This is a genomic window from Pseudomonas sp. TH41, from assembly GCF_016650695.1.
GTDB lineage: Bacteria > Pseudomonadota > Gammaproteobacteria > Pseudomonadales > Pseudomonadaceae > Aquipseudomonas.
In genome coordinates, this window is sequence record NZ_JAEKFH010000003.1 from 1,563,688 (window position 1) to 1,590,117 (window position 26,430).

The 26,430-nt window shown below is 59.0% G+C and carries 19 protein-coding genes; 6 read left to right on the forward strand and 13 right to left on the reverse strand.

Annotated elements, in window-relative coordinates; genetic code table 11:
• The first annotated feature begins 54 nt into the window (after positions 1-54).
• Positions 55-1,188 (forward strand): AGE family epimerase/isomerase, encoded by a 1,134-nt coding sequence (locus JFU37_RS09835; protein ID WP_201115112.1) that lies wholly within the window; start codon positions 55-57, stop codon positions 1,186-1,188.
• A 122-nt stretch (positions 1,189-1,310) separates the two neighbouring features.
• Here the strand turns inward: JFU37_RS09835 and JFU37_RS09840 are convergent, their stop codons facing one another.
• The 8 genes from JFU37_RS09840 to amaB all read right to left on the reverse strand — a co-directional run bounded on the left by JFU37_RS09840 (position 1,311) and on the right by amaB (position 11,403).
• Entirely contained in the window at positions 1,311-2,081 is a 771-nt protein-coding gene (locus JFU37_RS09840) for an SDR family oxidoreductase (RefSeq protein WP_201115113.1), read from the reverse strand.
• A 916-nt stretch (positions 2,082-2,997) separates the two neighbouring features.
• Entirely contained in the window at positions 2,998-3,714 is a 717-nt protein-coding gene (locus JFU37_RS09850) for an ABC transporter ATP-binding protein (RefSeq protein WP_201115114.1), read from the reverse strand.
• The gene (locus tag JFU37_RS09855; protein WP_201115115.1) at positions 3,711-4,586 is read right to left on the reverse strand and encodes an ABC transporter ATP-binding protein; all 876 of its coding nucleotides are present in this window, start codon (positions 4,584-4,586) and stop codon (positions 3,711-3,713) included. Before JFU37_RS09855 ends, JFU37_RS09850 begins: the two co-directional genes overlap by 4 nt.
• Complete coding sequence (gene livM, locus JFU37_RS09860; protein WP_201115116.1) at positions 4,583-5,881, reverse strand: high-affinity branched-chain amino acid ABC transporter permease LivM; 1,299 nt, start codon at positions 5,879-5,881, stop codon at positions 4,583-4,585. The genes JFU37_RS09855 and livM overlap by 4 nt, the downstream gene beginning before the upstream one ends.
• Positions 5,882-5,883: 2 nt before the next feature.
• Positions 5,884-6,798: an ABC transporter permease subunit gene (locus JFU37_RS09865; RefSeq protein ID WP_201116463.1), complete on the reverse strand. Its 915-nt coding sequence runs from the start codon at positions 6,796-6,798 to the stop codon at positions 5,884-5,886.
• Between the two features lie 191 nt (positions 6,799-6,989).
• A complete protein-coding gene (locus JFU37_RS09870; protein ID WP_201115117.1) occupies positions 6,990-8,123 on the reverse strand; it encodes a branched-chain amino acid ABC transporter substrate-binding protein in 1,134 nt (377 codons plus the stop codon).
• Between the two features lie 363 nt (positions 8,124-8,486).
• Positions 8,487-9,770 (reverse strand): L-pipecolate oxidase, encoded by a 1,284-nt coding sequence (gene amaA / locus JFU37_RS09875; protein WP_201115118.1) that lies wholly within the window; start codon positions 9,768-9,770, stop codon positions 8,487-8,489.
• Between the two features lie 142 nt (positions 9,771-9,912).
• Positions 9,913-11,403, reverse strand: a complete 1,491-nt coding sequence (gene amaB / locus JFU37_RS09880; RefSeq protein WP_201115119.1) for an L-piperidine-6-carboxylate dehydrogenase — start codon at positions 11,401-11,403, stop codon at positions 9,913-9,915.
• Positions 11,404-11,577: 174 nt separating this feature from the next.
• Between amaB and JFU37_RS09885 the strand changes: the two genes are divergently transcribed.
• The 3 genes from JFU37_RS09885 to nadE all read left to right on the forward strand — a co-directional run bounded on the left by JFU37_RS09885 (position 11,578) and on the right by nadE (position 14,842).
• A complete protein-coding gene (locus tag JFU37_RS09885; RefSeq protein WP_201115120.1) occupies positions 11,578-12,486 on the forward strand; it encodes a LysR family transcriptional regulator in 909 nt (302 codons plus the stop codon).
• 297 nt (positions 12,487-12,783) lie between these two features.
• Positions 12,784-14,010 carry a nicotinate phosphoribosyltransferase gene (gene pncB, locus JFU37_RS09890; protein WP_201115121.1) on the forward strand — a complete coding sequence of 409 codons (1,227 nt, stop codon included), beginning with the start codon at positions 12,784-12,786 and terminating at the stop codon, positions 14,008-14,010.
• A 4-nt stretch (positions 14,011-14,014) separates the two neighbouring features.
• Entirely contained in the window at positions 14,015-14,842 is an 828-nt protein-coding gene (nadE, locus tag JFU37_RS09895) for an ammonia-dependent NAD(+) synthetase (RefSeq protein WP_201115122.1), read from the forward strand.
• Positions 14,843-14,986: 144 nt separating this feature from the next.
• Here the strand turns inward: nadE and azu are convergent, their stop codons facing one another.
• Positions 14,987-15,433 carry an azurin gene (azu, locus tag JFU37_RS09900; protein ID WP_201115123.1) on the reverse strand — a complete coding sequence of 149 codons (447 nt, stop codon included), beginning with the start codon at positions 15,431-15,433 and terminating at the stop codon, positions 14,987-14,989.
• Positions 15,434-15,775: 342 nt separating this feature from the next.
• On the opposite strand from azu, the gene JFU37_RS09905 reads away from it, so the two are divergent.
• Together JFU37_RS09905 and JFU37_RS09910 are read left to right on the forward strand one after the other, a co-directional pair.
• Positions 15,776-16,363: an LOG family protein gene (locus JFU37_RS09905; protein ID WP_201115124.1), complete on the forward strand. Its 588-nt coding sequence runs from the start codon at positions 15,776-15,778 to the stop codon at positions 16,361-16,363.
• Positions 16,364-16,431: 68 nt separating this feature from the next.
• Entirely contained in the window at positions 16,432-16,623 is a 192-nt protein-coding gene (locus tag JFU37_RS09910; protein WP_201115125.1) for a hypothetical protein, read from the forward strand.
• 216 nt (positions 16,624-16,839) lie between these two features.
• Here JFU37_RS09910 and JFU37_RS09915 read toward each other — a convergent pair whose 3' ends face one another.
• The 4 genes from JFU37_RS09915 to JFU37_RS09930 all read right to left on the reverse strand — a co-directional run bounded on the left by JFU37_RS09915 (position 16,840) and on the right by JFU37_RS09930 (position 26,272).
• Entirely contained in the window at positions 16,840-17,730 is an 891-nt protein-coding gene (locus JFU37_RS09915; protein WP_201115126.1) for a transglutaminase family protein, read from the reverse strand.
• Positions 17,730-20,216, reverse strand: coding sequence for a circularly permuted type 2 ATP-grasp protein (locus JFU37_RS09920; RefSeq protein ID WP_201115127.1), 2,487 nt, complete (start codon positions 20,214-20,216; stop codon positions 17,730-17,732). Before JFU37_RS09920 ends, JFU37_RS09915 begins: the two co-directional genes overlap by 1 nt.
• Positions 20,217-20,304: 88 nt before the next feature.
• Positions 20,305-23,580, reverse strand: a complete 3,276-nt coding sequence (locus JFU37_RS09925) for a transglutaminase family protein (RefSeq protein WP_201115128.1) — start codon at positions 23,578-23,580, stop codon at positions 20,305-20,307.
• Between the two features lie 388 nt (positions 23,581-23,968).
• The gene (locus JFU37_RS09930) at positions 23,969-26,272 is read right to left on the reverse strand and encodes a YgiQ family radical SAM protein (RefSeq protein WP_201115129.1); all 2,304 of its coding nucleotides are present in this window, start codon (positions 26,270-26,272) and stop codon (positions 23,969-23,971) included.
• Positions 26,273-26,430 lie beyond the last annotated feature (158 nt).

The window sequence follows — 26,430 nt, forward strand, 5'->3', positions numbered from 1 at the left end:
TCTCAGGCCTGATAACATGTCGCGCAATCGCCCCTGCCGTGACGACGCCAGCCAATGCCGCCTGTTTCCCGCTCCGCCTCCCAGCCAAAATTGACCGCGCTGTTTGCCTCGGTGCAACAGCACTTCCAGGACGTGATCGTGCCACTCTGGCAGGGCCCCGGCTGGAATGCGCAAATGGCGTTGCCCTACGAGGCGCTGGACGCCCAGCATCAACCATTGCCGCCGCAACGCTACCGGGCCATGGCCTGCGCGCGGCAGCTGTACGTGTTTTCCAGCCTGATTGGCCAGGTGCCAGCCGCCGAGGCGCGCGCCGCGGCATTATTCCGCTCCTTGCAGCAGCACTTCCACGACGCCGAGCACGGTGGCTGGTTCTACAGCATCGACCCGCAGGGTGCGCCGCTGGATCAACGCAAAGATCTCTACACCCATGCGTTCATCCTGTTCGCCTGTGCTCATTACTGGGACAAGGTGCGCGAACCGCGGGTGGAATCAGTGCTCAACGCTGCACTGGAAGTGATCGCGCAGCGTTTCGCCACGGGCGACGGCCTGTACGAAGCGAGCCTTGAGCGTGACTGGTCGTCGCTGAAGTCCGGGCCACTGCAGAATCCTTTGATGCACCTGGCTGAAGCCTTCCTCGCCACGCTGTCGGTTCACGAAGACCTCGCGGTAGAAGGCGCGCTCGTCGAGTTATGCACAGCCATGCAGAAGCGCTTTATCGATCCGCAACACGGGGTGCTGATGGAAAAACCGCTAGGGGCTGTGGATAACTGGTTTGAACCGGGGCATCAGTTCGAGTGGTATTTCCTGCTGGAGTCTTCGCCACTGCTGCGCGATTCGACACTGCATGCGTCGCTGGAGCGCGCGTTTTCGTACACCGAGCAGTTGGGCGTCGACCCACATACTGGCGCCGTGCGGGCGATGCTGGACCTCGAACCTGACGGCCCCCCACGGGATGCAACTCAGCGAATCTGGGCTCAGGCTGAATACTTGCGCGCACTGACGCTACGCCCGGACAGCGAGACCTCGGTGTTGCGCCAACTGCAGGCGCTGCATCAGCGCTCACTGCATGCACGCGGCTGGTATGAGTGTCGCGACGAGAAGGGTGAGGTGAGCCGTCAGGACATGCCGTCGACCACGCCTTATCACTTGGCAACCTGCTATCGCGGTCTGGCCGACTATCTCGGCTGACTGTTCGGCCGCCTTCGCGAGCAGGCCCGCTCCCACATTTGATCTCTGCTGCTCACAAGTAAGGTGGCCAAAGGAGATCTACTGTGGGAGCGAGCCTGCTCGCGATTGGCCGTTACTCGGTCTTACGCCTTGCCGCCATTACGCTCAATGGCAAACCCGCTCCAGGTCTGACTTACGGGCATCAGCTCCAGGCTGTTGATATTGATGTGTGCCGGCGCATTGAGCACCCAGAAAATGGTGTCAGCGATGTCTTGCGGCTGGATCGGCTCGGCACCGGCGTAGGTCGCGTTGTAACGCTCCTGGTCACCGGCGAAACGCACCAGCGAAAATTCGCTCTCGCACAGGCCCGGCTCGATGTTGCTCACCCGCACGCCCGTGCCTTGCAGGTCGCAACGCAGGTTCAGGGAGAACTGTTTGACGAACGCTTTGGTCGCACCGTACACATGGCTGCCCGGGTACGGGTAGTTGCCGGCGATGGAACCCAGGTTGACGATGCCAGCACCACGACCGTGGGCGATCAGGCGCGGCAACAGCAGACGGGTGCTGTACATCAGGCCTTTGATGTTGGTGTCGACCATGGTGTCCCAATCATCCAGATTGCACTTCGGCGCGGGGTCGACGCCCAGTGCCAGGCCGGCGTTGTTGATCAGCCCGCGCAGTTTGGCGAACGAAGGCGGCAGATTGGCAATCGCCTCTTCCATGGCCTTGCGATCGCGCACGTCGAGCACCAGGCCATGGACCTCGGTCTGCTTCGACAACTCGGCGCACAGGGCATTGAGACGTTCTTCACGACGCCCCGTCAGCACCAGTTTCCAGCCAGCCTCGGCAAAACGGCGGGCACAGGCTTCACCAAAACCGGAGGTCGCGCCGGTAATAAACAGGGTGTTGGACATCGTGTTCTCCTTGCTTCGGGCTGATGACCAGCCATTGGAATAGATAATGAGCTGGCAGCATGCCCGGCCTTGCACACAGCGGCAACCACCGCACAACCTGTACAAAAAACGATCAAACCTTGCAACGCCTTATCCGCTGTGGCTTTCAGCCATGTGCGCGCACCTTATCCACAGCCCCATCCACACATTCCGGGGGCAAGTGCAAAAGCTGAAACCCGCTGTGCACAAGGCTTTGCGAGCAGATTATAAATTTTTTCGCTTGACCCTCGAATGCCACGTGTGTTGCCTAAGGCAATCTGCCCGGATTGCCGGTCAAACCGGCGATGGCGGCGAGCCAGTAATGACGGCCTTCAGCCGACTCTTTCCAGAGTTTAACCACAGACTTATCCACAGGCTGGCACAGCCCTTTTTGGGGCGTTTTTGCCATCAACAAAAAGGTTGACAAAGCCGCCTCTCGGCCACGCAAAATTACCTGATCAAAAAACAACCACAACCCTGTAAGCCACGGTTTTAAAGGCTTTCAGCCAGCTACTCCCACGTTATTCACAGCCGGTTCCACAGCAAACGGGGACAAGTCAAAACCGTGACAAAACAATTATTTGCAGCGGCTTTATGTCGCGCTTTAAGAGCTTGTGAATATTGTTTTCCACAATTTCCCTTTTCCCGTTTGATTTCCTTTGATTTCCTTTGATCCCCCCTTGATTCCCCCTGTAGGAGCTGTCGAGTGAAACGAGGCTGCGATCTTTTGATCTGCCTGTTAAAAAACAAATCAAAAGATCGCAGCCTCGTTTCACTCGACAGCTCCTACAGGTCCCACAAATCCCACAAGCCCCCACAGGTCCGCGGACCGACGGGCATGCATAAAAAAACGCCCTGACGTTGGGTTCGTCAGGGCGTTTTTTATTCACTCAGCAGATTAGTGCCCGCCGAGATAAGCGTTACGCACCTCCTCGTTGACCAGCAGCTCCTTGCCGGTGCCCGTGAGACGGATCTCGCCGTTGACCATCACATACGCCCGATCCGACAGCTTCAGCGCATGGTTGGCGTTCTGTTCGACGAGGAAGATGGTCATCCCGGTACTTGCCAGTTCCCGCAGGGTGGCGAAGATCTGCTTCACCACAATCGGCGCCAGCCCCAGGCTCGGCTCATCGAGCAACAGCAGTTTCGGCCGGCTCATCAGGGCCCGAGCGATGGCGAGCATTTGCTGTTCACCGCCGGACATGGTCATGGCCCGCTGGGTACGCCGCTCCTTGAGCCGTGGAAACAGCTCGAACATGCGCTGCATGTCCTCGGCGGCATATTTGTCACCGATAGGAATGGTGCCCATCAGCAGGTTTTCCTCGACAGTCATGTCAGGGAACACCCGCCGGCCTTCCGGCGATTGAGCAATGCCATTGGACGCGATGTAATGGGACGACTTTTGAGTGATGTCCACGCCCTGATAGATGATCTCGCCGTCTGCCGCACGCGGCTGACCGAAGATCGACATCAACAGGGTCGACTTGCCTGCACCGTTGGAGCCGATCAGGCTGACGGTTTCTCCTTCGTTGATGTGCAGCGAGACTTTCTTCAGGGCCTGGATCGGCCCGTAGAACACGTCGATCTCTTTCAGTTCGAGGATCGGTTGACTCATACCAGCTCCTCTTCATCAGCACCCAGGTAAGCGGCAATCACTTTCGGATCGTTGCGGATCGCTTGAGGGTCACCCTCGGCGATTACGTTGCCGTGGTCCAGCACCACAATGTGGTCGGAAATGCTCATTACCATGCCCATGTCGTGTTCAATCAGCACCACCGTAATGTCGTGGTCGTCACGCAGATGTCGAATCATCGCGCTGAGCGCCTCGGTTTCCTGCGGGTTGAGGCCCGCTGCCGGTTCGTCCAGACAAATGATCTTGGGTCGTGTGCACATGGCCCGGGCGATTTCCAGGCGACGCTGCTGGCCGTAGGAAAGCTCACCCGCCAGGCGGTTGGCGGAGCCCACCAGATCGACCACCTCCAGCCAGTAGAAGGCATGGTCCAGGGCATCGCTTTCTGCCTTACGGTAGGCTTTGGTGTTGAGAATGCCGGACAGCAAGTTGCGGTTGACCCACATGTGCTGGGCCACCAGCAGGTTCTCGATCACCGACATTTCCCTGAACAGGCGAATGTTCTGGAAGGTCCGCGCCAGCCCGGCGCGGTTGATCAGGTGCGTGCCACCGAACATCTTGTAGTGGAGCCGGTTGAGGAAGCTTTTCGGCGAAACAAAATCGGTCGCCTTGAACGGTTCCCCGAGCATTTTGATGACGTTGGTTTTCACACCACGGGTGTCAAGTTCGATACGCCCGCCAGAGGCCTTGTAGAAACCGGTCAGGCAGTTGAACACCGTGGTCTTGCCCGCACCGTTGGGGCCGATCAACGCGAAGATCGAGTTACGTTTGACTTTCAGGCTGACGTCGCTCAGGGCTTTGATGCCGCCGAAATGCATCATCAGGTTCTCGACCTTTAGAACGATTTCTTCGCTCATGGCGCGGCCCTCTCAGTCAAGGCACCTTTACGTGGAGTCACACCGGTACGGCTGATACGTATCAGGCCACGCGGTTTCCAGATCATCATCAGTACCATGAGGATGCCGAACAGCAACACGCGGTATTCCGCGAAGCTGCGCAACAGTTCCGGGGCGACGGTCAGTACGAACGCGGCAATCACCACGCCGACGGTCGACCCCATGCCGCCGAGTACGACGATAGCGAGGATCAAGGCCGACTCGAAGAATGTAAACGAGGTCGGGTTGACGAAACCTTGATAACTGGCAAAAAACACACCCGCCAGACCCGCTGTGGAAGCCCCCAGGGTAAAGGCCGACAGCTTGACCAGTACGTGGTTGAGGCCCATGGCGCGGCAAGCGATTTCATCTTCGCGCAAAGCCTCCCAGGCACGCCCTACCGGCATGCGAGTCAGGCGATGCTTGATGTACAGCACAAGCATCACGACGAGGAACAGCACGCCATAGATGAGCATGAACTTTACGTTCGGGTTGTATTCGGTCCCGAAGAATTCATGGAAGGGTATCCCGCCATCCTTCGCCACACGCCCGAACTCAATACCGAAAACCGACGGTGATGGCACCGGCATACCGTTAGGCCCTCCTGTGAAGGACAGCCAGTTGGTCAGTATCAGGCGAATGATTTCACCGAAGCCCAGGGTCACGATGGCCAGGTAGTCGCCGTGCATGCGTAATACGGGAAAACCGAGTATGCATCCGGCCAGCGCCGCCATGAGTGCCGACAGCGGCAACATGGTCCAGAAGCCCAAGCCAAGGTAGTGATAACCCAGCGCCAGGCCATAAGCGCCGATGGCGTAGAACGCCACGTAACCCAGGTCGAGCAGACCTGCCAGTCCGACCACGATGTTCAGGCCGAGGCCCAGCAACACGTAGATCAGTCCCAGGATCACCACCGTGAGCAGGTACTTGTCGGCGAAGATCGGAAACACGATAGCGATCACGATCAAAGCCGGGATAATAAAGCGCAGCCGCGACTTGTAATCAGGTGCAAGCACATGCACGCCGGAGCCGGTGACTTCGAAGCTTTGCTGGACCTTCACGCCCCTGGCGGTCTGCATGAACAGGCTCAAGACAAGACGCCCGATCATTACCGCCCCGACCATCCAGGCCACACGCGTCGGCTGCAGATTGTAGCTATAACCTTCAAGCACTACGCCCACGATCGGGCCGAAGACAATCAGGGCAATCAACCCGGCCAGAACAGCGTCGATCAGGCTTTTTTTGACATCGATGGTTTTGTTATTAGCGTCGGACATACTTACACCTTCGCCACAAGTGGGCGACCCAACAGGCCTTGAGGACGGAAAATCAGGATCATTACCAGCAGCGAGAAGCTGAAGACGTCCTTGTAGTCAGAGTTGATCACGCCGGAAAACAGCGACTCGGAAACGCCGAGAATGATCCCGCCGAGCATGGCGCCAGGCAGCGAACCAATCCCGCCGAGCACCGCCGCGGTGAAGGCCTTAATGCCGATGACGAAGCCTGCGTAGAAATCGAAGGTGCCGTAGTTCACCGTAATCAAGACACCCGCCAGCGCAGCCATGGCGGCACCGATAATGAACACGTAGGAGATTACCCGGTCGGTATTTATCCCGAGGATCGAGGCCATCTTGCGGTCTTGTTGGGTCGCACGACACATACGCCCCAACTTGGTGTACTTGATGATGTAGGTCAGCAGGGCCATCCCGACAAACGCGGCGACCAGAATAAAGATCTTGGTGTAGGTGATCTGCACGAAACCCGTACCAATATCGAATCTCAGCCCACCGCTCAGCAGCGTAGGAATACCCTGTTGCCGTGAGCCCTGAGCGATCTGTGCGTAGTTCTGCAGGATCAGTGAAACGCCGATAGCACTGATCAGCGGTGCCAGTCGGGTGGAGTTGCGCAGCGGTTTGTAAGCGATGCGTTCGATGACCCAGCCATACACGCCGGTCACGAAGACAGTGAACAGCAGGGTGCCGAGGATCAACAGCGGAAAGGATTCGACACCGAAGTAGGACAGCAGAGCCAGGCTGATCGCCGCGAGGTACGCGGAAATCATATAAACCTCGCCGTGGGCGAAGTTGATCATGCCGATGATGCCGTAGACCATTGTGTAGCCGATGGCGATCAGACCGTAGACCGACCCGAGAGTCAAACCGTTGATAACTTGTTGCAGGAAAATACCGTCCATCATGCACTCTCACTAACTTGAGAGGCCACCGCGAACCAGGTGTCGATGAACCCTTGTGAGGCGCACCTTACCGGCTTCATGTGGCTCAGAAGAAAAATACCGGGTCGGCATGATTGCAGAACCCATGACCCAAGCCGGGCCTGCGCCCCCCGACGAATATCGAGAGACGCAGGCCTGGCGATGCGCTTATCTCACTTCTGTTTGTCCAGCTGGTGGTATTTGCCCGCAGCATCCCACTGGTAAACCACGTAGTCGGAGATTTTCAGGTCGCCCTTGCTATCCCATTCCTTCTTGCCCATCACGGTTTCCACCGGATTGGCTTTCAGCCATTTAGCCGCGTCTTCACCTTTGTTCGTCTTGGCACCGTTGAAGCCGGCAGCCAGGGCTTGGACCGAGGCGTAGGCGTACAGGGTGTAGCCTTCAGGCTCGTAACCGGACTTGCGGAAGGTTTCTACAACAGCCTTGCTGTCTGGAATCAGACGCGGGTCAGCGCCAAAGGTCATGTACACGCCGTCGACGTATGGAGCACCACCGGCAGTCGTCACCATTTCGTCAGTCACGATGCCGTCATCGGACATGAACTTGACGTCTTTCAGACCTTGCTCACGCAGCTGGTGGACCAGTGGACCGGCTTCCGGATGCAGGCCGCCAAAGTAAAGAACATCAGCCCCTACCGAACGGACCTTGGTGATCACGGCACTGAAATCTTTCTCGCCGCGGGTCAGACCTTCTTCAAGAACAGGTTTCACGCCACGCGCGGTCAACTGCTTGGCTGTCGCGTCCGCCAGGCCTTTACCGTAGGTGTCTTTGTCGTTGATGACGGCAACTTTCTTGCCTTTCAGGACGTCGACGATGTAGTTACCCGCGACGATACCTTGTTGGTCATCACGCCCGCACATACGCATCATGGCCGGCAGGCCGCGCTCGGTGACCGCCGGGTTGGTAGAGCCCGGAGTGATTGCGATGATGCCTGCGTCGGAGTAGACCTCGGAAGCAGGGATGGTCGACGACGAGCAGAAGTGCCCGACAACGCCGATAACCTTGTCCTGTACCATTTTGTTCGCGACAGCCACAGCCTGTTTCGGTTCGCAGGCGTCATCGCCCTGGACCAGTACGATTTTCTCGCCGTTGATGCCGCCCTTGGCGTTGATTGCATCCGCCGCAGCTTGCGCGCCTTTCATGTATTGCAAGCCGAAGGAAGCGCTAGGACCGGTCATCGGACCTGCCACACCAATTTTCACATCAGCCTGTGCAAACGCAGAAACACCCAATGCAGCTGCCACTGCGAGGGCCAGAAAGCCTTTCTTGTAAAACGTCTGGGACATGAGGTGGTGCTCCATGGTTTTTTTTAGTTGGCATTGCGACTTCTCTGAATGCTCAGAGCAAGGGCCGTGCCATCGGTTTTTTATTCTTCAAAAAGTCGCTGCTTTATTGTTATTTCGACTGTTTCGTTCCCATTTTCATTGGGTGTGCAACCGTCTAAACCGCGGAAGGTGAAACCATTTATTTTTAAAGGCGCAACCCTCGCGTGCCATCATTGCAACCGCGGCGTTAAACGACGTGCAACCACCCTGTAACAACGTGCGTCACCGAAGTGCACACTACTAGTGCGAAACTGCTACAACTCGCACCACTACAGGCTAGTCGCTACGCCGAAAAACACCGCTCCCAGCAACAAAATTCAACAATCAAATAACGATCCGCAAGCACTGGCCTGCGTGATACAGCGAAAACCCGGCTTCGTACAGACAACTGCGCAATCCCACTCCGGCCAATGGCTGCATAGGCGCAAAGGGAATCGGTAGCGCCTGAGGATTTCCGTTACACAAATAATCGGCAAAGGCTTTGCCGACGACCGTGCCCGTCGTCACCCCCCGCCCGTTGTAACCGGTGACGGCCACCAAACCGGGCGCTGGCTCGAACAGACGCATCAAATGGTCGGGAGTAAAGGCGATGCAGCCGGTCCAGGTGCACTCCCATTCCACGGGTTTGAGGTACGGAAAATAATGCTGCTGAACCCGGTCGGCCCAGGCCTTGAGGAACCAGGCCGGCTTCTGATTGCCATTACCCAGACTGCCGAGCAACAGGCGACCGTCTTTGTCCCGGCGAATGCTGCTGAGTACCTGACGAGTGTCCCAGGAGCCCTGTCCACCGGGCAAGATTTGCTGTGCAGCCTCTTCTGTCAGCGGCACCGAAGCCACTTGATAGTAATAACCGGGGAAGAAATTGCGTCGCAGCTCGGTCCAGTCGCCTTCTGTGTAGGCGTTGGAGGCGATGACCACTTGCTCGGCCAGCACCGAACCCTGGGCAGTCTGAACTGACCAGCGCTGGCCCTGACGTTCGAGCCGGGTCACCGGGGAATGATCGAACAGCTGACCGCCGAGGCCGATGGCCGCTTTGGCCAGGCCGGTCGTATAGGCCATCGGATTGAGGGTGCCAGCACGTCGATCGAGTAAGGCGGCAGCGATTTTTTGGGTGCCGGTCGCTTGTTCGCAGGCTTTCCCCGTCAGCAATTCCACCGGCGCCCCACGACGCTTCCATTGTTCTTCACGACTGCGCAGATCGGCTTCGCCACGGGCGTTGTGCGCCATGTGAAGCGTGCCTTCGCGGCGCAACTGGCAATCGATGTTGTACTTGTCCACCAGGCTGAACACCAGGGACGGAGCGGCGCCAAGCATGCGATTGAGCTGACTGCCCACCGCTTCGCCGAAACCGGCTTCGATCTCGTCCGGTGCTATCCACATGCCGGCGTTGACCAGTCCGACATTGCGTCCCGAACCGCCATGACCGGCGCGATGCGCTTCCAGCACACACACCGTTTTACCCTGTTCCAGCAGATGCACCGCCGCCGACAGCCCGGTGAAACCAGCACCGATGACGCAAACGTCGACCTTGACTTCACCCTTGAGCGCCGCGTTATCAGGCCTTTGCGGCGTCAGTTTTTCCCACAGACACTCTTCGTGTAACGGCATTGCCAGACTCCAACAGAAACCTAACCAATTGTAGGAGCGAGCTTGCTCGCGAAAAACGTCGGGGCAAACGCGTTAAAGCAGCACACACGCGTTATCGTTGACGATCATCGCGAGCAAGCTCGCTCCTACAGGGGATCACCGCTTAGTCGAATGTAATCCCTTGAGCCAGCGGCAGCTCCAGCGAGTAGTTCACGGTATTGGTCTGACGGCGCATGTACCCGCGCCATGCATCGGAGCCCGACTCACGACCACCGCCGGTTTCTTTCTCGCCACCGAACGCACCGCCGATTTCCGCGCCGCTCGGGCCGATGTTGACGTTGGCGATGCCGCAGTCGCTGCCGACAGCCGACATGAATTGCTCGGCTTCACGCACGTCGGTGGTGAAGATGCACGACGACAGGCCTTGAGGCACGGCATTGTTCAGGCGCAGTGCTTCGGCGAAATCACTGTAACCGACCACGTACAGAATCGGCGCGAACGTTTCGTGACACACCACGTCGCTCTGCTCCGGCATTTCGACGATCGCTGGCGATACGTAGTAAGCATTGGGGTATTTGTCTTCCAGCTGACGCTTGCCGCCGAACACCCGGCCACCTTCGCTCAAGGCTTGTTCCAGGGCGTCTTGCATGTTGTCGAAGCTGTGTTTGTCGATCAGCGGGCCGATCAGATTGCCTTCCAGCGGATTGCCGATACGCACTTTGGAATAAGCGGCTTTCAGGCGGGTGACGATCTCTTCTTTCACCGACTCATGAGCAATCAGACGACGCAGCGTGGTGCAGCGCTGGCCGGCGGTGCCGACGGCGCTGAACAGAATGGCGCGAACGGCCATGTCCAGGTCGGCGCTTGGGCCGAGGATCATTGCGTTATTGCCGCCCAGTTCAAGAATGCTTCGCGCGAAACGTGCGGCGATTTTCGGCGCCACTTCACGGCCCATGCGGGTGCTGCCGGTGGCGCTGATCAAGGCGACACGCGGGTCATCGACCAGGGCTTCGCCAGCATCGCGGCCGCCGATGATCACTTGGCTCAGATGCGGAGGCGCATCGCTGAAGTTTTTCAGTACGCGGTCAAACAGCGCCTGGCACGCCAGGGCGGTCAACGGGGTTTTTTCCGACGGTTTCCAGATCACCGGGTTGCCGCAGACCAGCGCCAGCGTGGTGTTCCACGCCCAGACCGCCACCGGGAAGTTGAACGCGCTGATCACGCCGACGATGCCCAGCGGGTGCCAGGTTTCGCGCATGTGGTGGCCAGGACGCTCGGAAGCGATAGTCAAGCCGTACAGCTGACGGGACAAACCGACCGCGAAATCGCAGATGTCGATCATTTCCTGCACTTCACCCAGGCCTTCCTGAGTGATCTTGCCGGCTTCCCAGGACACCAGCTCGCCCAGATCCGCCTTGTATTCGCGCAGAATGTCGCCCAACTGACGCACCAGTTCGCCACGGCGCGGTGCCGGGACCTTGCGCCACAGTTCGAACGCATGATCTGCGCGACTGATGTGCTGCTCGACTTCAGCGGCGCCTTCCCAATTCACGGCAGCGATCTGGCTGCCATCGATCGGCGAATGCACCGGCACTTTGCCGTTCTGGTACAGGGCCGGGTTCACACCAAGACGATCAAGCAATGCGGCAACCATGGGTCACTCCTCAAGCAAAAAACAGAAAACGTACAGCCGGATTAATCCGGCTGATCAGACCTGTAGTTTTAGCTCCCCAGAGGTTACCCAACAAACGACCTTTAAGAGAGATATCATTCCGTTTATTCATGCTGCGAATTGCTGGTAAGAAAGAAACAAGAAAAAGGACAAGCCATGCTGAATAAACGCTACCTGCCGTCGATCACCGCACTGCAGTGTTTCGAGGCCGTGACCCGGCATTTGAGCTTCACCCGGGCCGCCGAAGAGCTGAACCTGACCCAGAGCGCGGTCAGCAAACAGGTCGCGCAACTGGAAGAGTTGTTGCAGCACCTGTTGTTCCGTCGGGTGCGTCGACGCCTGCAAATGACACCGGCCGGTGATCTGTACCTGGTGGAAGTACGAAAAATCCTCACCCAAGTCGAGATGTCGACCCATTACCTGCGCTCCTACGGCGGTGACACCGAAGTCTTGCGCGTTTCCACACCGCCGACGTTCGGTGCGCGCTGGCTGGTGCCACGCTTGAAAGGCTGGCGCCTGCGCCATCCGTCGATTCATCTCGACCTGTGCAGTGAGCAGGAAGCTGACGATCTACTGCAAGGTCGCAGCGACCTGGCGTTCTACTTCGGCCAAGGCTCACGTCCCGGCACCGAATGCCTGAAATTGTTCAGCGAAGAGCTTGTTCCTGTATGTGCACCGGGCAGCCTGCCTGACACGCCGTTCACCGATCCGACACAGCTCACTGACCTGGTCCTGCTGCAAAACGCCTCGCGCCCACAGGCCTGGCACGACTGGTTCGACAGCCAGGGCTACCACACCGAACACAGCTACCACGGCCCGCGCTTCGAAACTTTTTATATGTGCATTCGCGCAGCGCAAGTGGGCTGTGGCGTGGCGCTGCTGCCACGGTTTCTGGTGGAAGAGGAACTGGCCGACGGCAAACTGGTCATTCCCTGGAAGCATGCGATGCCCAGTTCCGATGCCTATTACCTGGCGTACCCGGAGCATTCAGCGGAAGTGCCCAAGGTCCGGGATTTTGTGAAGTGGATGCTGGAGCAGGTAGATAATCCAACCACCACCGATTAACGCCCTGTAGGAGCTGTGTAGGAGCTGTGTAGGAGCTGTGTAGGAGCTGCCGAGTGAAACGAGGCTGCGATCTTTTGATTTTGCTTTGAAATAGCCAGATCAAAAGATCGCAGCCTCGTTTCACTCGACAGCTCCTACACAGTTCCAACACAGTTCCAACACAGTTCCAACACAGTTCCAACACAGCCGCCCCAACACAGCCCAAACACAGCCCCAACATGGACGATGCAGAAATCACTGGCATTACCCGCCAACGATATGCGCCACTAGCACTATTCAATGTGGAGAATCCCCGTTATGAGCGAGAGTGTGTTTGCCGATCGTATCGTGCAGAACCTGCTCGACACCGACTTCTACAAACTGACGATGATGCAGGCGGTGCTGCACAACTACCCGAACGTAGAAGTTGAATGGGAGTTTCGTTGCCGTAACAGTGAGGATTTGCGCCCGTACCTGGCGGAGATCCGTTTCCAGATCGAGCGCCTGGCCGAGTTGAGCCTGTCCGCCGACCAGCTGAGCTTCATGGAGCGCATCAGCTTCATGAAGCCGGACTTCCTGCGTTTTCTCGGGCTGTTTCGCTTCAACCTGCGCTACGTCCACACCGGGATCGAAAACGGCGAGTTGTTCATCCGTCTGCGTGGGCCGTGGTTGCATGTGATCCTGTTCGAAGTGCCGCTATTGTCCATTGTCAGCGAAGTGCGCAATCGCTACCGCTACCGTGAAATCGTTCTGGAACAGGCCCGCGAGCAGCTCTATCGCAAGTTCGACTGGCTGACCGCCAATGCCAGCAGCGAAGAATTGTCCGAATTGCAGGTAGCCGATTTCGGCACTCGCCGTCGCTTCTCATACCGCGTGCAGGAAGAAGTGGTGAACGTGCTCAAGCACGATTTCCCCGGACGTTTCGTCGGCACCAGCAATGTGCATTTGTCCCGGGAACTGGACATGAAACCACTGGGCACCATGGCCCACGAGTGGATCATGGCCCACCAGCAACTCGGCCCCCGGCTGATCGACAGCCAGATTGCCGCCCTCGATTGCTGGGTTCGCGAATATCGCGGTTTGCTGGGGATCGCCCTGACCGACTGCATCACCACCGATGCATTTCTCAATGATTTCGATCTGTACTTTGCCAAGCTTTTCGACGGCCTGCGCCACGATTCCGGGGATCCCGTGATCTGGGCAGAAAAAGCCATCGCCCACTATCACAAGCTCGGCATCGACCCGATGAGTAAGACGTTGGTGTTCTCGGACAGCCTGACACTGCCCAAGTCGCTGGAAATATTCCGGGCATTACGCGGTCGGATCAATGTCAGCTTCGGCATCGGCACCAACCTGACGTGCGATATTCCAGGTGTCGAACCGATGAGCATCGTGCTTAAAATGGCGGCCTGCAACGGCCAACCGGTGGCAAAAATCTCCGACGAGCCGGGCAAGACTCACTGCAAAGACCCAAATTTCGTCGCCTATTTGCGACACGTTTTCAAAGTTCCTGCCGCCCTTTCCAGCACATCAAGCAAGGAGTGAATTCATGCAAGCCGTACAGCGTGAGATTGCTGAGCAGCTCAAGGTTCAACCGCCATTCGCCGACCAGGCTGCCCTCGAGGCCGAAATCGCTCGGCGCATCACCTTTATCCAGGATTGCCTGGTCAATTCCGGGCTCAAGACCCTGGTATTGGGCATTAGCGGTGGTGTCGATTCCCTGACGGCCGGCCTGCTGGCCCAGCGCGCCATGCATGAGCTACGCGCCCGCAGCGGTGACGACAGCTACAAGTTCATCGCCGTGCGCCTGCCGTACGAAACCCAGTTCGATGAACACGACGCCCAGGCCTCGGTGGATTTCATCGCCCCGGACGAGCGTCACACCGTGAACATCGGCCCGGCCGTCAAATCCCTGGCCAATGAAGTCGCAGCTTTCGAAGGCAAGCACGCCGTCTCGGTGGACTTCGTCCTCGGCAATACCAAGGCGCGGATGCGCATGGTCGCCCAATACACCATCGCTGGTGCGGCCCATGGCCTGGTGATCGGCACCGACCATGCAGCGGAAGCGGTGATGGGTTTCTTCACCAAATTCGGTGATGGCGCCTGCGACCTGGCACCGCTTAGTGGTCTGGTGAAAAACCAGGTTCGGGCCATCGCTCGCCGTTTCGGCGCGCCGGAATCGCTGGTGGAAAAAGTCCCGACCGCCGACCTGGAAGACCTGTCACCCGGCAAACCGGACGAAGCATCCCACGGCGTGACGTATGCCGAAATCGACGCGTTTCTGCACGGCGAGCCGGTGCGCGCGGAAGCCTTCAAGATCATCTGCGACACGTACAAAAAGACCCATCACAAGCGCGTGATGCCGTTTGCACCGTGAATCCCTCCCCGCATAGAAAACTGTAGGAGCGAGCTTGCTCCGGGCGGCGTTCCGACGATGGACTCAAGAGCGCCGCGTTTAGTCAGTAAACACGCGTTATCGTTAACGACCATCGCGAGCAAGCTCGCTCCTACAGTGGACCGATTACTTCAGGGTAACCGTGCCTTTCATCATCGAGATGTGGCCAGGGAACGAGCAGAAGAAACCGTAGGCTTCGCCAGCGGCCAGTTTCGAGACATCGAAGGTCACCGAGTCGGTCTCCTTGGCACCAATGACTTTGGTGTGAGCGATGATGCGTGCGTCACCATCAGGCAGGTAGTTCTTTTCGATGCCTGCGGCCAAACCAGCGGTAGCAATCGGCTGCATATCGGCCTCTTTGCTGAGTACCCAGTTATGACCCATGACAGTTTTCGGCAAGCTGCCCGAGTGGGTCAGCTCCACAGTGAATGTCTTGCAGCTCTTGTCGATTTCAATGGCCTTCGTGTTGTAAGACATTTGGTCAGTGGAATCGATGGTGGTCTTGCACTCGGCAGCCATCAATTGACTGCTGGCCAGTGTCAGCAGGGATACCGCAACAAGTTTGGCAAACATGGTGAATCTCCAAGGCTGGGTTAAAGAAAATGCGAATGGACAGAAGACTGCCTGAAAACTTCGCAAGTTCCTATGACCTGTATCAAAAATTGTATACAACTTTCGGGCTATGACCCCTATCGAAACAATCTACCAGCCAGACGTCTAGGGCGGCCCTATCATCAGGTCGTACTACTCAACTGGAGCGTCTGTCATGTCCATTAATAGTCTGTTGTGCAGTTTGCTCGCCGCTTATGCCTGTGGCGCCAGTGGCACCTACGAAACACCCCAGCGCGAAGTTTAGACCTTGGAACGCCGCTTGCCTGCCTTTACTCTGTCGCCATCCTGACCCTGGAGTAAGGCATGTCTTTAACGTCCGTTTGTGTATTTTGCGGTGCCAGCACCGGCGCCAACCCGGCTTATCGTGAAGCGGCTGTCGCCCTCGGGCGAGCATTGGCCGAGCGCAAGTTGACCCTGGTCTATGGCGGCGGTGCTGTCGGGCTGATGGGGATCGTGGCCGATGCCGCACTGGCGGCGGGCGGAGAAGTGATCGGGATCATTCCGCAAAGCCTCAAAGACAAGGAAATCGGTCACAGCGGCCTGACTCGACTGGAAGTGGTCGATGGCATGCATGCACGCAAGGCGCGGATGGCCGAACTCAGCGACGCGTTCATCGCACTGCCCGGCGGTCTGGGCACGCTGGAAGAGCTGTTTGAAGTCTGGACGTGGGGCCAGCTCGGCTACCACGGCAAACCGCTCGGTCTGCTGGAAGTGAACGGCTTCTACAGCAAGTTGACTGCTTTTCTTAATCATATCGTCGGCGAAGGCTTCGTTCGCGAACCACACCGTGACATGCTGCAAGTGAGCGAATCGCCGCAAACCCTGCTCGATGCCCTAGACGCCTGGCAACCCTCGGTCCAGCCAAAATGGGCCGAGCAAAAACCCAGCTAACGGCTCGGCACCGATACAGGGCAGAATATGCGCCGCTCAACCTCACCTTCGACCCCAGAGGATCGCCCATGGCTAAACCTAATTATTCCTTCGCCAAACGTCAGAGAGACTTGGCCAAGGAGCAGAAGAAAGAGGAAAAGCTTCAGCGCAAGAAAGCTACAGCTGAAGAAGAAGCCGCCGCACTGAACCCCGATGCAGAAGGTGAAGTGGCCGCAGAAAGTGATGTTGAAGCACCGAAAGATCAGGCGCCCGACGCCTGAGACCCTCAGGGCCCGATGATCTGATCAGGCCCACCGGATCTGTGTCCAGGGTCAGCAGAACCTTTGCTGACCCTCACAGGCCAATCTGAAATCCCACACATCCTCCCCTGTAGGAGCGAGCTTGCTCGCGATGGTCGTCAACGATACGCTGCCAAGCCTGATACCCCGGCGCTCTCAGGTTTATCGCGAGCAAGCTCGCTCCTACATTGGATCTTCTTAATCCAGTGGCATTACCGTGACACGGACTTCAGGATCGTGATTACCCCCTCCCAGAATCACCCCCCGCAACGGCGAAACATCAGAGAAATCCCGGCCCCAGGCCAGGGTGATGTGCTCCAGCGCCGGTTGCACATTGTTCGTCGGATCAAAGTCGACCCAACCCAGCACTGGGCAAAACACTGAAACCCAGGCATGCGACGCATCGGCACCCATCAATCGGGGCTGGCCTGGCGGCGGCTGAGTCAGTAGGTAGCCGCTGATGTAGCGCGCGGCCAAACCACGGGAGCGTACACACGCGAGCATCAGGTGAGCGAAATCCTGACAGACACCGCGCCGCCGCTCCAAAACTTCCACCAACGGCGTCGCCACTTGAGTCGCTTCGGCATCGAAAGTGAATTCGCTGAAAATCTTCTGCATCAGCGCTTGAACACCCAGCAACAGCGGCCGGCCCGACGGAAAGCAGCTTTGCGAGAACTCGACAAAATTGCGTTTCAAATGCACATAGGGCGACTCGAACCGATAACGGCAAGCGTCGAGTATCTCGGGTGAAAGCGGCTGACTGCTGTACATCAGCGCATTGCGGGTTTCTTCCCACGCCGGCGATTGGCTGAAATCCAGGGTTGGCCGGGCCAGCACTTCGACCGTGAGGCTGGCATTGACCAGCAATTCATCGTGCGGCCGCTCGAACGCCAGCCGGGTCAGCGGATTGCCGAACACGTCCAGTTCGTCCCGGCGCGAGGTCGGCTCCGGACTGATCTGCAGTTGCTGTGCGGTGCAGCGCTGCCAGGCGCAGGGTCGTGGCCACAGATGCGCCAACTGCTGGGCCAGGGACACGGGGCTGTCATAGTGATAATGGGTGTCGTGGAATATCTGGTAATGAGCACTCATCAGAGGGACACCGTGCGCTGGCTGACATCATCGACATGGGCGAAATGACGCAACGCCAGGCGATCCGACACCTGGCCACTGGCATCGGCGATCTCTTGCAGCAGATCGGCCAAACCATTGATGGCCGCGCGGACGCTGGCTTCGCCGAACAGCGAGTTTTCCAGACAACCAAAGTCGAATCGCGCCAAGCGCTCCACCAACGGTGACAGGCCTGCTTCGCGCGGTACGCCAAAGTCGTCGTTCAACTGTTTAAGGGTGCGGGTCACCAGTTTCAACTGGAACAACACGGCATGCGGGTTCTGTTCGTCGAGCAGCAACAGGTCAAGCACCGGAATCAATTGCGCCACGGCCAAATACCGCGAACGGTAGGTGATGCTGCTGTTACCCAGCTCCAGCAGCCATTCCAGCCCGGCCTGATCGAAAGCACCGGCCCCCCGCAAAAACGCCGCCAGGCTGCCGCTGAGAAACTGCAACCGCTCGATCCGTCGGCCGATCATCAGGAAGCGCCAACCTTCGTCCCGGGTCATATCGTCCAGGGCAAAACCGGACAGCGCCGCCAGGGACATGACCAGACGATTGAGGAAGTCCAGCAACTCGCCGAAATCCGGTTCTTCGGTTTCCAGTTCCATGGCTTCGCGCTGCAACTCCACCAGTGCCTGCCAGTTTTCCCGCGACAGTTTGCCTCGCACCTGCGAGGCCGCCCATTGCAAGCGCTGCAGGTTGGAACGCAGGCTGAACGGCCAGTCATCGCCGAGAATCGCCGCCAGTAACCGCTCCGGCAAGTCACCTTCATCGGGCAACAACATCAGCCGCTCACCGAGATCGACCGCCGCCTTCAGGGCCTGCGGATCATCGCCATCGACGTACCGCGCCAGCATGATCCGCAGAAGCCGCGCGCTGTCATCGCAGCGCTCGCAGTAACGACCGAACCAGAACAGGTTTTCCACCACCCGCGACGGCAAATAGGGATCGCGCCGCACCAGATCGTGGACGCCAATGTTGCGCTGGGCTTTCCACTGCTCGCCGCTTGGCGGACGCTCTCCAAGCACCCAAGTATCCTTGCTCGCGCCGCCGCGCTGCATCGACACCACTTCGGCATTCGCCTCGGCGGCCACTCGGGTCAGGCCACCGGGCAGCACCCGATAACCTTCCTGACTGGCCACCGCATACATGCGCATGCCGATGGCCCGGGGTTGCAGCTGACCGTCTTCGGCCTGCCAGATTGGTGCCTGCGACAACTGCGCAAGTTCTTGCGCGACATAGGCGTAAGGCCGGGCTTGCATGCGCTCTGCCAGGCCTTGACGCTGTTTTTCACTCAAGTCACGGCCAAACACCGGAGCGAAGCTTTGCGAGGGGAATGCGGGCTTGATCAACAGTTCCGGCAATTTTTCCAGGGCCTGTGCGAGCACCGGCGCTTCGCCGCACCACCAGGTGGCGATGGACGGCAGGATCAGTTCTTCGCCGAACAGAAACTGATTGATCCTCGGCAGAAAGCCCAGCAAACCCGGCGACTCCAGCACACCGCTGCCCAAGGCATTCGCCACCAGCACCCGCCCTTGCCGCACGGCTTCGAGCAGGCCCGGCACGCCAAGGGCTGAGTCGGTGCGCAATTCCAACGGATCGCAGAAGTCATCGTCGAGCCGACGCATGATCGCGTGGACCCGCCGTAAGCCGCTCAAGGTTTTCAGGTACACCGTGGCATCCCTGACGGTCAGGTCCCCGCCCTCCACCAGCGGATAACCGAGCTGGCGCGCCAGATAGAGATGCTCGAAATAGCTTTCGTTGAAACGTCCCGGCGTCAACAACACCACCAATGGCGCTTCGTCGTCGCTCGGTGCCTGGCGGGCCAGGGTTTCCTGAAGCGTGCGGAAGAATCCGGCCAGGTGCTGCACCTTTAAATCGCGGTACAGCTCGGGAAAGGCGCGGGACACGATGGTCCGGTTTTCCAGTGCATAACCGGCACCGGACGGCGCTTGAGTCCGATCCGCCGTGACCCACCAGCGACCGTCGGGCGTACGCGCCAGATCCACGGCATACAGATGAAGAAAGGCCCCGTGAGGCGGCGTAATACCCTGACAAGGCCAGAGGAAGTTGTTGTGGCCAAATACCAGCTCAGCCGGCAGCAGACCTTCAGCGATCAAGCGCTGCGGCCCGTACAAGTCCGCCAACACCGCATTCAGCAGCCGGGCCCTCTGAGCGATGCCGGCGGACAACTGCTGCCATTCATCAGCGGCAATCACATGCGGCAGCAAGTCCAGCTCCCACGGCCGATCGGCGCCCTTGGGGTCGGCGTAGACGTTGTAGGTCACGCCGTTTTCCTGGATTTGCCGGGTCAGCAGTGCCTGACGCTGCACCAGCTGCGTTGGCGTGCTGCGTTGCAATTGGTCGAACAGCCGCCGCCAATGCGGGCGCACGGCGCCGCTGGTGTCGAGCAGTTCGTGATAAGTCCCCGCCGTCAGCGGGTAGCGGTCAAGCAGGTCAGGCATGGAATGCTCGGCAGACAGCAATGAACAGTCAGACTAGCGCAGGCTCATGACGCCCGGATATACGAAAAATCCGAGCGTCGTGTACGGTTTAGAAACGTCGTAAATCGAGAGTCATCGGCAGCTCGTCGTTAATTTCCATCATCGGTATAGGAAGTTTCCCTGGGCTGTGTCCGACGCGGAAAAACCGCGCCATTCGCCGACTCTCGGCCTCATTGGCGTTTACCGGCAAGCTGTCGTAATTACGCCCGCCCGGATGGGCAACGTGGTACTGACACCCCCCCAGCGAGCGTTGCATCCAGGTGTCGAGCAGGTCGAACACCAGTGGCGCATGCACGGGGATCGTTGGTTGCAGGCAGTTGGCCGGTTGCCAGGCACGGAAGCGCACACCGGCAACAAATTCGCCGACTCGCCCAGTGGGCTGCAATGGCACCGGAACGCCGTTGCACGTCAGCAAATAACGCTGCGGCGGCAGGCCGGTGAGTTTCACCTGCAAACGCTCAAGGGATGAATCGACGTAACGCACCGTGCCGCCGACCGCGCCTTCCTCGCCCAGCACATGCCAGGGCTCCAGCGCCTGACGCAATTCCAGTTCGATGCCGCTGACGGCGTAATCACCGACCTTGGGAAAACGAAACGCCAGATGCGCCGCGAACCACTCGGCACGTACGGGATAACCCGCGGCGTTGAGGTCGACGATGACATCGGCGAAGTCCTGTTCAATGAAGTGCGGCAACAGAAATCGGTCATGCAGTTCAGTGCCCCAGCGCGCCAGTTTCGGCGGCGCATAGGGCTCGCGCCAGAACCGCGCGACCAGCGCCCGCAGCAACAACTGTTGCGCCAGGCTCATGCGTGCATGGGGCGGCATTTCAAAGGCGCGCAGTTCCAGTAATCCAAGGCGCCCCGTCGCGCCATCCGGCGAATAGAGCTTGTCGATGCAAAACTCGGCGCGATGGGTGTTGCCAGTCACATCGATCAGCAGGTTACGCAGTAACCGGTCGACCAGCCACGGCGCGCACTCCTCGCCCGGCTCAGGCATTTGGGCAAAGGCGATTTCAAGCTCATATAAAGCATCGTTGCGCGCCTCATCAACGCGCGGAGCCTGGGACGTCGGGCCGATGAACAATCCGGAAAACAGGTAGGACAAGGATGGATGGTTATGCCAGTAGCTGATCAGGCTGCGCAGCAAATCCGGCCGACGCAAAAACGGTGAATCGGCCGGTGTCGCGCCACCCAGGACGAAATGATTTCCGCCGCCGGTGCCGGTGTGCCGGCCATCGATCATGAATTTCTCGGTGGTCAGGCGGGTCTGGCGCGCCTCTTCGTAAAGGAATTCGGTGCGTTCGACCAGCTCATCCCACGTGGCGGACGGTTGTACATTGACCTCGATCACACCCGGGTCGGGCGTGATGCGGAAATTGCTCAGGCGCGGATCGCTCGGCGGCTCATAGCCTTCCAGCAACACCGGGCAATTCAGCTCCTGAGCCGTGGCCTCGATGGCGCTGACCAGTTCCAGATAATCCTCGACACTCTCCAGTGGCGGCATGAACAGGTACAACCGCCCTTCCCGCGCCTCGGCACAGAACGCGGTGCGGGTCAGCCAGTCGGCAGATTCATCGATCTTCGGTACGCGCTCTTGCGCAATCGCAGGCTCACCCTGGCTTTGCAGTTGCGCAGTGTCGGGCAACGGCGGGAAATCCTGATTCGGGTCCACGGGATGAATGAACGGATACTCCGCCGCTTTCACCCACGGCTGTGAGCCGAGCGGCAAGCGATAACCCAGTGGCGAATCCCCTGGCACCAATCGGCAATGCTCATCGCGCAGGTACCAGCGACCGCTTTGCCATTGATCGCCCTTGGCGGTGCGCGCCAGCGGCAGAACCTGGCCGATGACTTTATCCAGGCCTTGGCTGAAGACTTTGCGTAAACGCGCACGCTCAAGCGGTTCTTCCAGACGCGAATCTTCGGCGCTGACGTTCTGCGGCAACGTCCCCTCGCGCCAGAGGTAATAGAAGTTGTCTTCGTAAGCCGGAAACACAAATCGTGTCGGAATTTTCAGGCGTTCGGCAACGCTCGCGAGAAAACGCCCCGCCAGTTCGCCATCGGCACCGTAGTCTTCCTGCTCGTTGGCGATCAGCGCGCTGTTGTGCCAGATCGGCACGCCGTCGCGGCGCCAGTAGCAATTCAGCGACCAGCGCGGCAGTTGCTCACCGGGGTACCACTTGCCTTGACCAAAATGCACCAGCCCCTTGGGGGCGTAACGCTTGCGCATGCGCTGGAACAGTTCGGCGGACAGGCGACGTTTATCTGGCCCGAGTGCCGCCGAGTTCCATTCGGCGCCGTCCGGGTCGTCGATGGATACAAAGGTCGGCTCCCCGCCCATGGTCAGGCGCACGTCGCCCTCCAGCAGGTCGGCATCGATTTGCCGCCCCAGCGCCTGAATCGCCAGCCACTGGTCTTCTGTGTAGGGCTTTGTGACGCGTGGCGCCTCCCAAATCCGTTCCACGGACATCTCGTGGATGAATTCGCACTCGCAGGGTTCAACCAAGCCGCTGATCGGTGCCGCAGAGCCCGGATCGGGACTACACGCCAACGGAATGTGTCCTTCGCCGGCAAACAGCCCTGAGGTCGCATCCAGGCCGATCCAGCCGGCACCGGGCAAGTAGACCTCGCACCAGGCATGCAAGTCCGTGAAGTCAACGTCAGTGCCGGACGGACCGTCGAGGCTTTTGACGTCGGCGGTCAGCTGGATCAGGTAGCCGGAGACGAAACGTGCCGCCAGCCCGAGGTTGCGCAGCAGTTGCACCAGCAACCATGCCGAATCGCGGCAGGAGCCGGAGGCTTGTTCGAGGGTGTGTTCGGGCGTTTGCACACCCGGCTCCATGCGGATCAGGTAGCCGATGTCTTCACTCAAACGCTGATTGAGCGCGACCAGAAAATCCACGCTGGGCAGCGGCGTGCGGTCGATGCCATCCAGATAGGCCTTGAACGTCGGCGTCAGGGGCAAGGTTTCGAGGTACGGCGCCAGCTCCTTGCGCTCGTCGGCGGCGTAGGTGAAAGGGATTTTTTCGGCGTAGGGCTCGAGGAAGAAGTCGAACGGATTGAAGACCGCCATCTCTGCCAGCAGATCGACTTCGATCCGCAGCTCATCGGTTTTCTCAGGAAACACCAACCGCGCCAGGTAGTTACCTTGGGGGTCCTGTTGCCAGTTGATGAAATGCTGCTCGGGCGAGACCTTCAGCGCGTAGGACAGTATCCGCGTGCGACTGTGGGCGGCCGGGCGCAGGCGAACGATCTGCGGACCCAGCTCGACGGCGCGGTCGTAACGGTAATGCGTGACATGGTGCAATGCGACATGGATCGACACGGCGTGCCTCCTGCGAGCCTTAAGCGTATTGGAAAGCGCGCAAGACTTATGCCATCCAGCGGCGCTGGCGCTTTCTCCGGTTGCCAGGGGCAGTACAGCACCAAAATCGGGCGATGCGGGAAAATGGTTTGACAGCGTTGCACGGATTTGTGGCGTTCAGTTGAATTGTCGCCGTCATCTGCGGCCTCTTCGCGGGCAAGCCCGCTCCCACAGGGATACGCTGTGGACGCTCGACTTGCGTACACCACAAAACACTGTGGGAGCGGGCTTGCCCGCGAAGAGGCCAGCCGCCCCAACACAACTTCCGACCTGATACCCCGATTTCCCGTGGCCCTGAAACGCAAAACGCCAACCCGAAGGTTGGCGTTTTGTTTAGTTCAAGCGAGGCTTAGCGCGGCACAACCGGCTTACGCGCTGGCTTGGGCCCTTTGCCTTTGGCCGCGTCCTTGCGCTCCTTGGCCGCCTGCTGGTTGCGGGCGAACGCCGCAGCCTTGGCCTGTTCACGCTTGTCCCACGGATTTCCGCCGTCACTGGCACGCGGTGGCAGGCCAGTGTGCTGGGTCAGAATCTTGGTGGTTTTTTCACCAGCCACTTTGTGGCTACCGGCGGGCGTCGAGTTCTTGCGACGGGCACTCTGGTAGCTGTCGGTCGCTGGCTGATGCAGCGGGATCAACTGGTTCTTGCCCGGCCCGATCAGGTCGGCGCGGCCCATGCGGGTCAGCGCTTCGCGCAGCATCGGCCAGCCTTTCGGGTCGTGATAACGCAAGAACGCCTTGTGCAGTCGACGCTGCTCTTCGCTCTTGACGATGGTCACGGCGTCGCTCTTGTAAGTGACCTTACGCAGCGGGTTCTTGCCTGAGTGGTACATCGCGGTGGCGGTGGCCATCGGCGACGGGTAGAACGCTTGCACCTGGTCGGCACGGAAGCCGTTGCCCTTGAGCCACAGGGCCAGGTTCATCATGTCTTCGTCGGTGGTGCCTGGGTGGGCGGCGATGAAGTACGGAATCAGGTACTGCTCTTTCCCGGCTTCCTTGGAGTACTTCTCGAACATGCGCTTGAACTTGTCGTAGCTGCCAATGCCCGGTTTCATCATCTGGTTGAGCGGACCTTCCTCGGTATGTTCCGGGGCGATCTTCAAGTAACCACCGACGTGGTGAGTCACCAGCTCTTTGACGTATTCCGGCGACTCGACCGCGAGGTCGTAGCGCAGGCCGGAAGCGATCAGGATCTTCTTCACACCCGGCAACGCACGAGCGCTGCGATACAGCTGGATCAGCGACGAGTGGTCAGTGTTCAAATTTGGGCAAATGCCAGGGAACACGCACGAAGGCTTGCGGCACGCGGATTCGATTTCCGGGGTCTTGCAAGCGATGCGGTACATGTTCGCGGTCGGGCCGCCGAGGTCGGAAATGACACCGGTAAAGCCTGGGACCTTGTCGCGGATCTCTTCGATTTCGCGAATGATCGACTCTTCGGAACGGTTCTGGATGATCCGGCCTTCGTGCTCGGTGATCGAGCAGAAGGTGCAGCCGCCGAAGCAGCCACGCATGATGTTCACCGAGAAACGGATCATGTCGTAGGCCGGAATCTTTTCCTTGCCGTACGCCGGGTGCGGAATGCGCGCATAGGGCATGCCGAACACGTAGTCCATTTCTTCGGTGGTCATAGGAATCGGCGGCGGGTTGAACCAGACGTCGACTTCGCCGTGCTTCTGCACCAGCGCGCGAGCGTTGCCCGGGTTGGTTTCCAGGTGAAGCACGCGGTTGGCGTGAGCGTAAAGAACGGCGTCGCCACGGACTTTCTCAACCGACGGCAGACGAATCACGGTCTTGTCGCGAGTCATCTTCGGGCTCGCCAGGATCTGCACGACTTTGGCTTCGCTCGGGTCTTCAACCGGACCTTTTTCTTGCTCGATAGCGCAAGCCTGAGTGTCCTGGGTATTCACGTACGGGTTGATGATCTTGTCGACCTTGCCCGGACGGTCGATGCGCGTCGAGTCGACTTCGTACCAGTCTTTCGGCGTATCGCGACGGATGAACGCGGTGCCGCGCACGTCGGTGATGTCTTCGATCTTGTGACCGTAGGACAGACGCTGGGCGACTTCGACGATCGCACGCTCGGCGTTGCCGTACAGCAGGATGTCGGCGCAGGCGTCGATCAGGATCGAGTTGCGCACCCGGTCCTGCCAGTAATCGTAGTGAGCGATGCGGCGCAGGGAAGCTTCGATGCCACCGAGAACGATGGGCACGTGATTGTAGGCTTCCTTGCAGCGCTGGCTGTAAACCAGGCTCGCACGGTCCGGACGTTTGCCCGCCAGGCCACCGGGGGTGTAGGCGTCGTCGGAGCGGATTTTCTTGTCGGCGGTGTAGCGGTTGATCATCGAGTCCATGTTGCCGGCCGCGACACCGAAGAACAGGTTCGGCTCGCCGAGTTTCATGAAGTCGTCTTTGGATTGCCAGTTCGGCTGGGCAATAATCCCGACGCGAAAGCCCTGGGACTCCAGCAGCCGGCCGATGATCGCCATGCCGAACGACGGATGGTCAACATACGCATCACCGGTGACGATGATGATGTCGCAGGAATCCCAGCCAAGCTGATCCATCTCCTCCCTGCTCATCGGCAGGAATGGCGCTGGACCGAAACATTCGGCCCAGTACTTGGGATAGTCAAATAACGGCTTGGCTGTTTGCATGACGATGACCGGTGTTGAGATGAAAAATCGCGGGCGCGGAATATAGCACAAAAAATAACCAATTCCGACGGCTATGGTCGGAAATTGCGAGCACCTCATGTAGGAGCGAGCTTGCTCGCGATGGTCGCTAACGATGACGGGGGGCTGCCTGGATGAAC

What these genes read in the sequence shown, in the direction of transcription:
- pncB (WP_201115121.1), top strand. Translation starts at nt 12,784, where the DNA reads ATGAGCGAGAGTGTGTTTGCCGATCGTATCGTGCAGAACCTGCTCGAC.
- nadE (WP_201115122.1), top strand. Translation starts at nt 14,015, where the DNA reads ATGCAAGCCGTACAGCGTGAGATTGCTGAGCAGCTCAAGGTTCAACCG.
- azu (WP_201115123.1), bottom strand. Translation starts at nt 15,433, where the DNA reads ATGTTTGCCAAACTTGTTGCGGTATCCCTGCTGACACTGGCCAGCAGT.
- JFU37_RS09855 (WP_201115115.1), bottom strand. Translation starts at nt 4,586, where the DNA reads ATGAGCGAAGAAATCGTTCTAAAGGTCGAGAACCTGATGATGCATTTC.
- JFU37_RS09930 (WP_201115129.1), bottom strand. Translation starts at nt 26,272, where the DNA reads ATGCAAACAGCCAAGCCGTTATTTGACTATCCCAAGTACTGGGCCGAA.
- livM (WP_201115116.1), bottom strand. Translation starts at nt 5,881, where the DNA reads ATGTCCGACGCTAATAACAAAACCATCGATGTCAAAAAAAGCCTGATC.
- JFU37_RS09840 (WP_201115113.1), bottom strand. Translation starts at nt 2,081, where the DNA reads ATGTCCAACACCCTGTTTATTACCGGCGCGACCTCCGGTTTTGGTGAA.
- amaA (WP_201115118.1), bottom strand. Translation starts at nt 9,770, where the DNA reads ATGCCGTTACACGAAGAGTGTCTGTGGGAAAAACTGACGCCGCAAAGG.
- amaB (WP_201115119.1), bottom strand. Translation starts at nt 11,403, where the DNA reads ATGGTTGCCGCATTGCTTGATCGTCTTGGTGTGAACCCGGCCCTGTAC.
- JFU37_RS09915 (WP_201115126.1), bottom strand. Translation starts at nt 17,730, where the DNA reads ATGAGTGCTCATTACCAGATATTCCACGACACCCATTATCACTATGAC.
- JFU37_RS09885 (WP_201115120.1), top strand. Translation starts at nt 11,578, where the DNA reads ATGCTGAATAAACGCTACCTGCCGTCGATCACCGCACTGCAGTGTTTC.
- JFU37_RS09910 (WP_201115125.1), top strand. Translation starts at nt 16,432, where the DNA reads ATGGCTAAACCTAATTATTCCTTCGCCAAACGTCAGAGAGACTTGGCC.
- JFU37_RS09870 (WP_201115117.1), bottom strand. Translation starts at nt 8,123, where the DNA reads ATGTCCCAGACGTTTTACAAGAAAGGCTTTCTGGCCCTCGCAGTGGCA.
- JFU37_RS09905 (WP_201115124.1), top strand. Translation starts at nt 15,776, where the DNA reads ATGTCTTTAACGTCCGTTTGTGTATTTTGCGGTGCCAGCACCGGCGCC.
- JFU37_RS09835 (WP_201115112.1), top strand. Translation starts at nt 55, where the DNA reads ATGCCGCCTGTTTCCCGCTCCGCCTCCCAGCCAAAATTGACCGCGCTG.
- JFU37_RS09850 (WP_201115114.1), bottom strand. Translation starts at nt 3,714, where the DNA reads ATGAGTCAACCGATCCTCGAACTGAAAGAGATCGACGTGTTCTACGGG.
- JFU37_RS09920 (WP_201115127.1), bottom strand. Translation starts at nt 20,216, where the DNA reads ATGCCTGACCTGCTTGACCGCTACCCGCTGACGGCGGGGACTTATCAC.
- JFU37_RS09865 (WP_201116463.1), bottom strand. Translation starts at nt 6,798, where the DNA reads ATGGACGGTATTTTCCTGCAACAAGTTATCAACGGTTTGACTCTCGGG.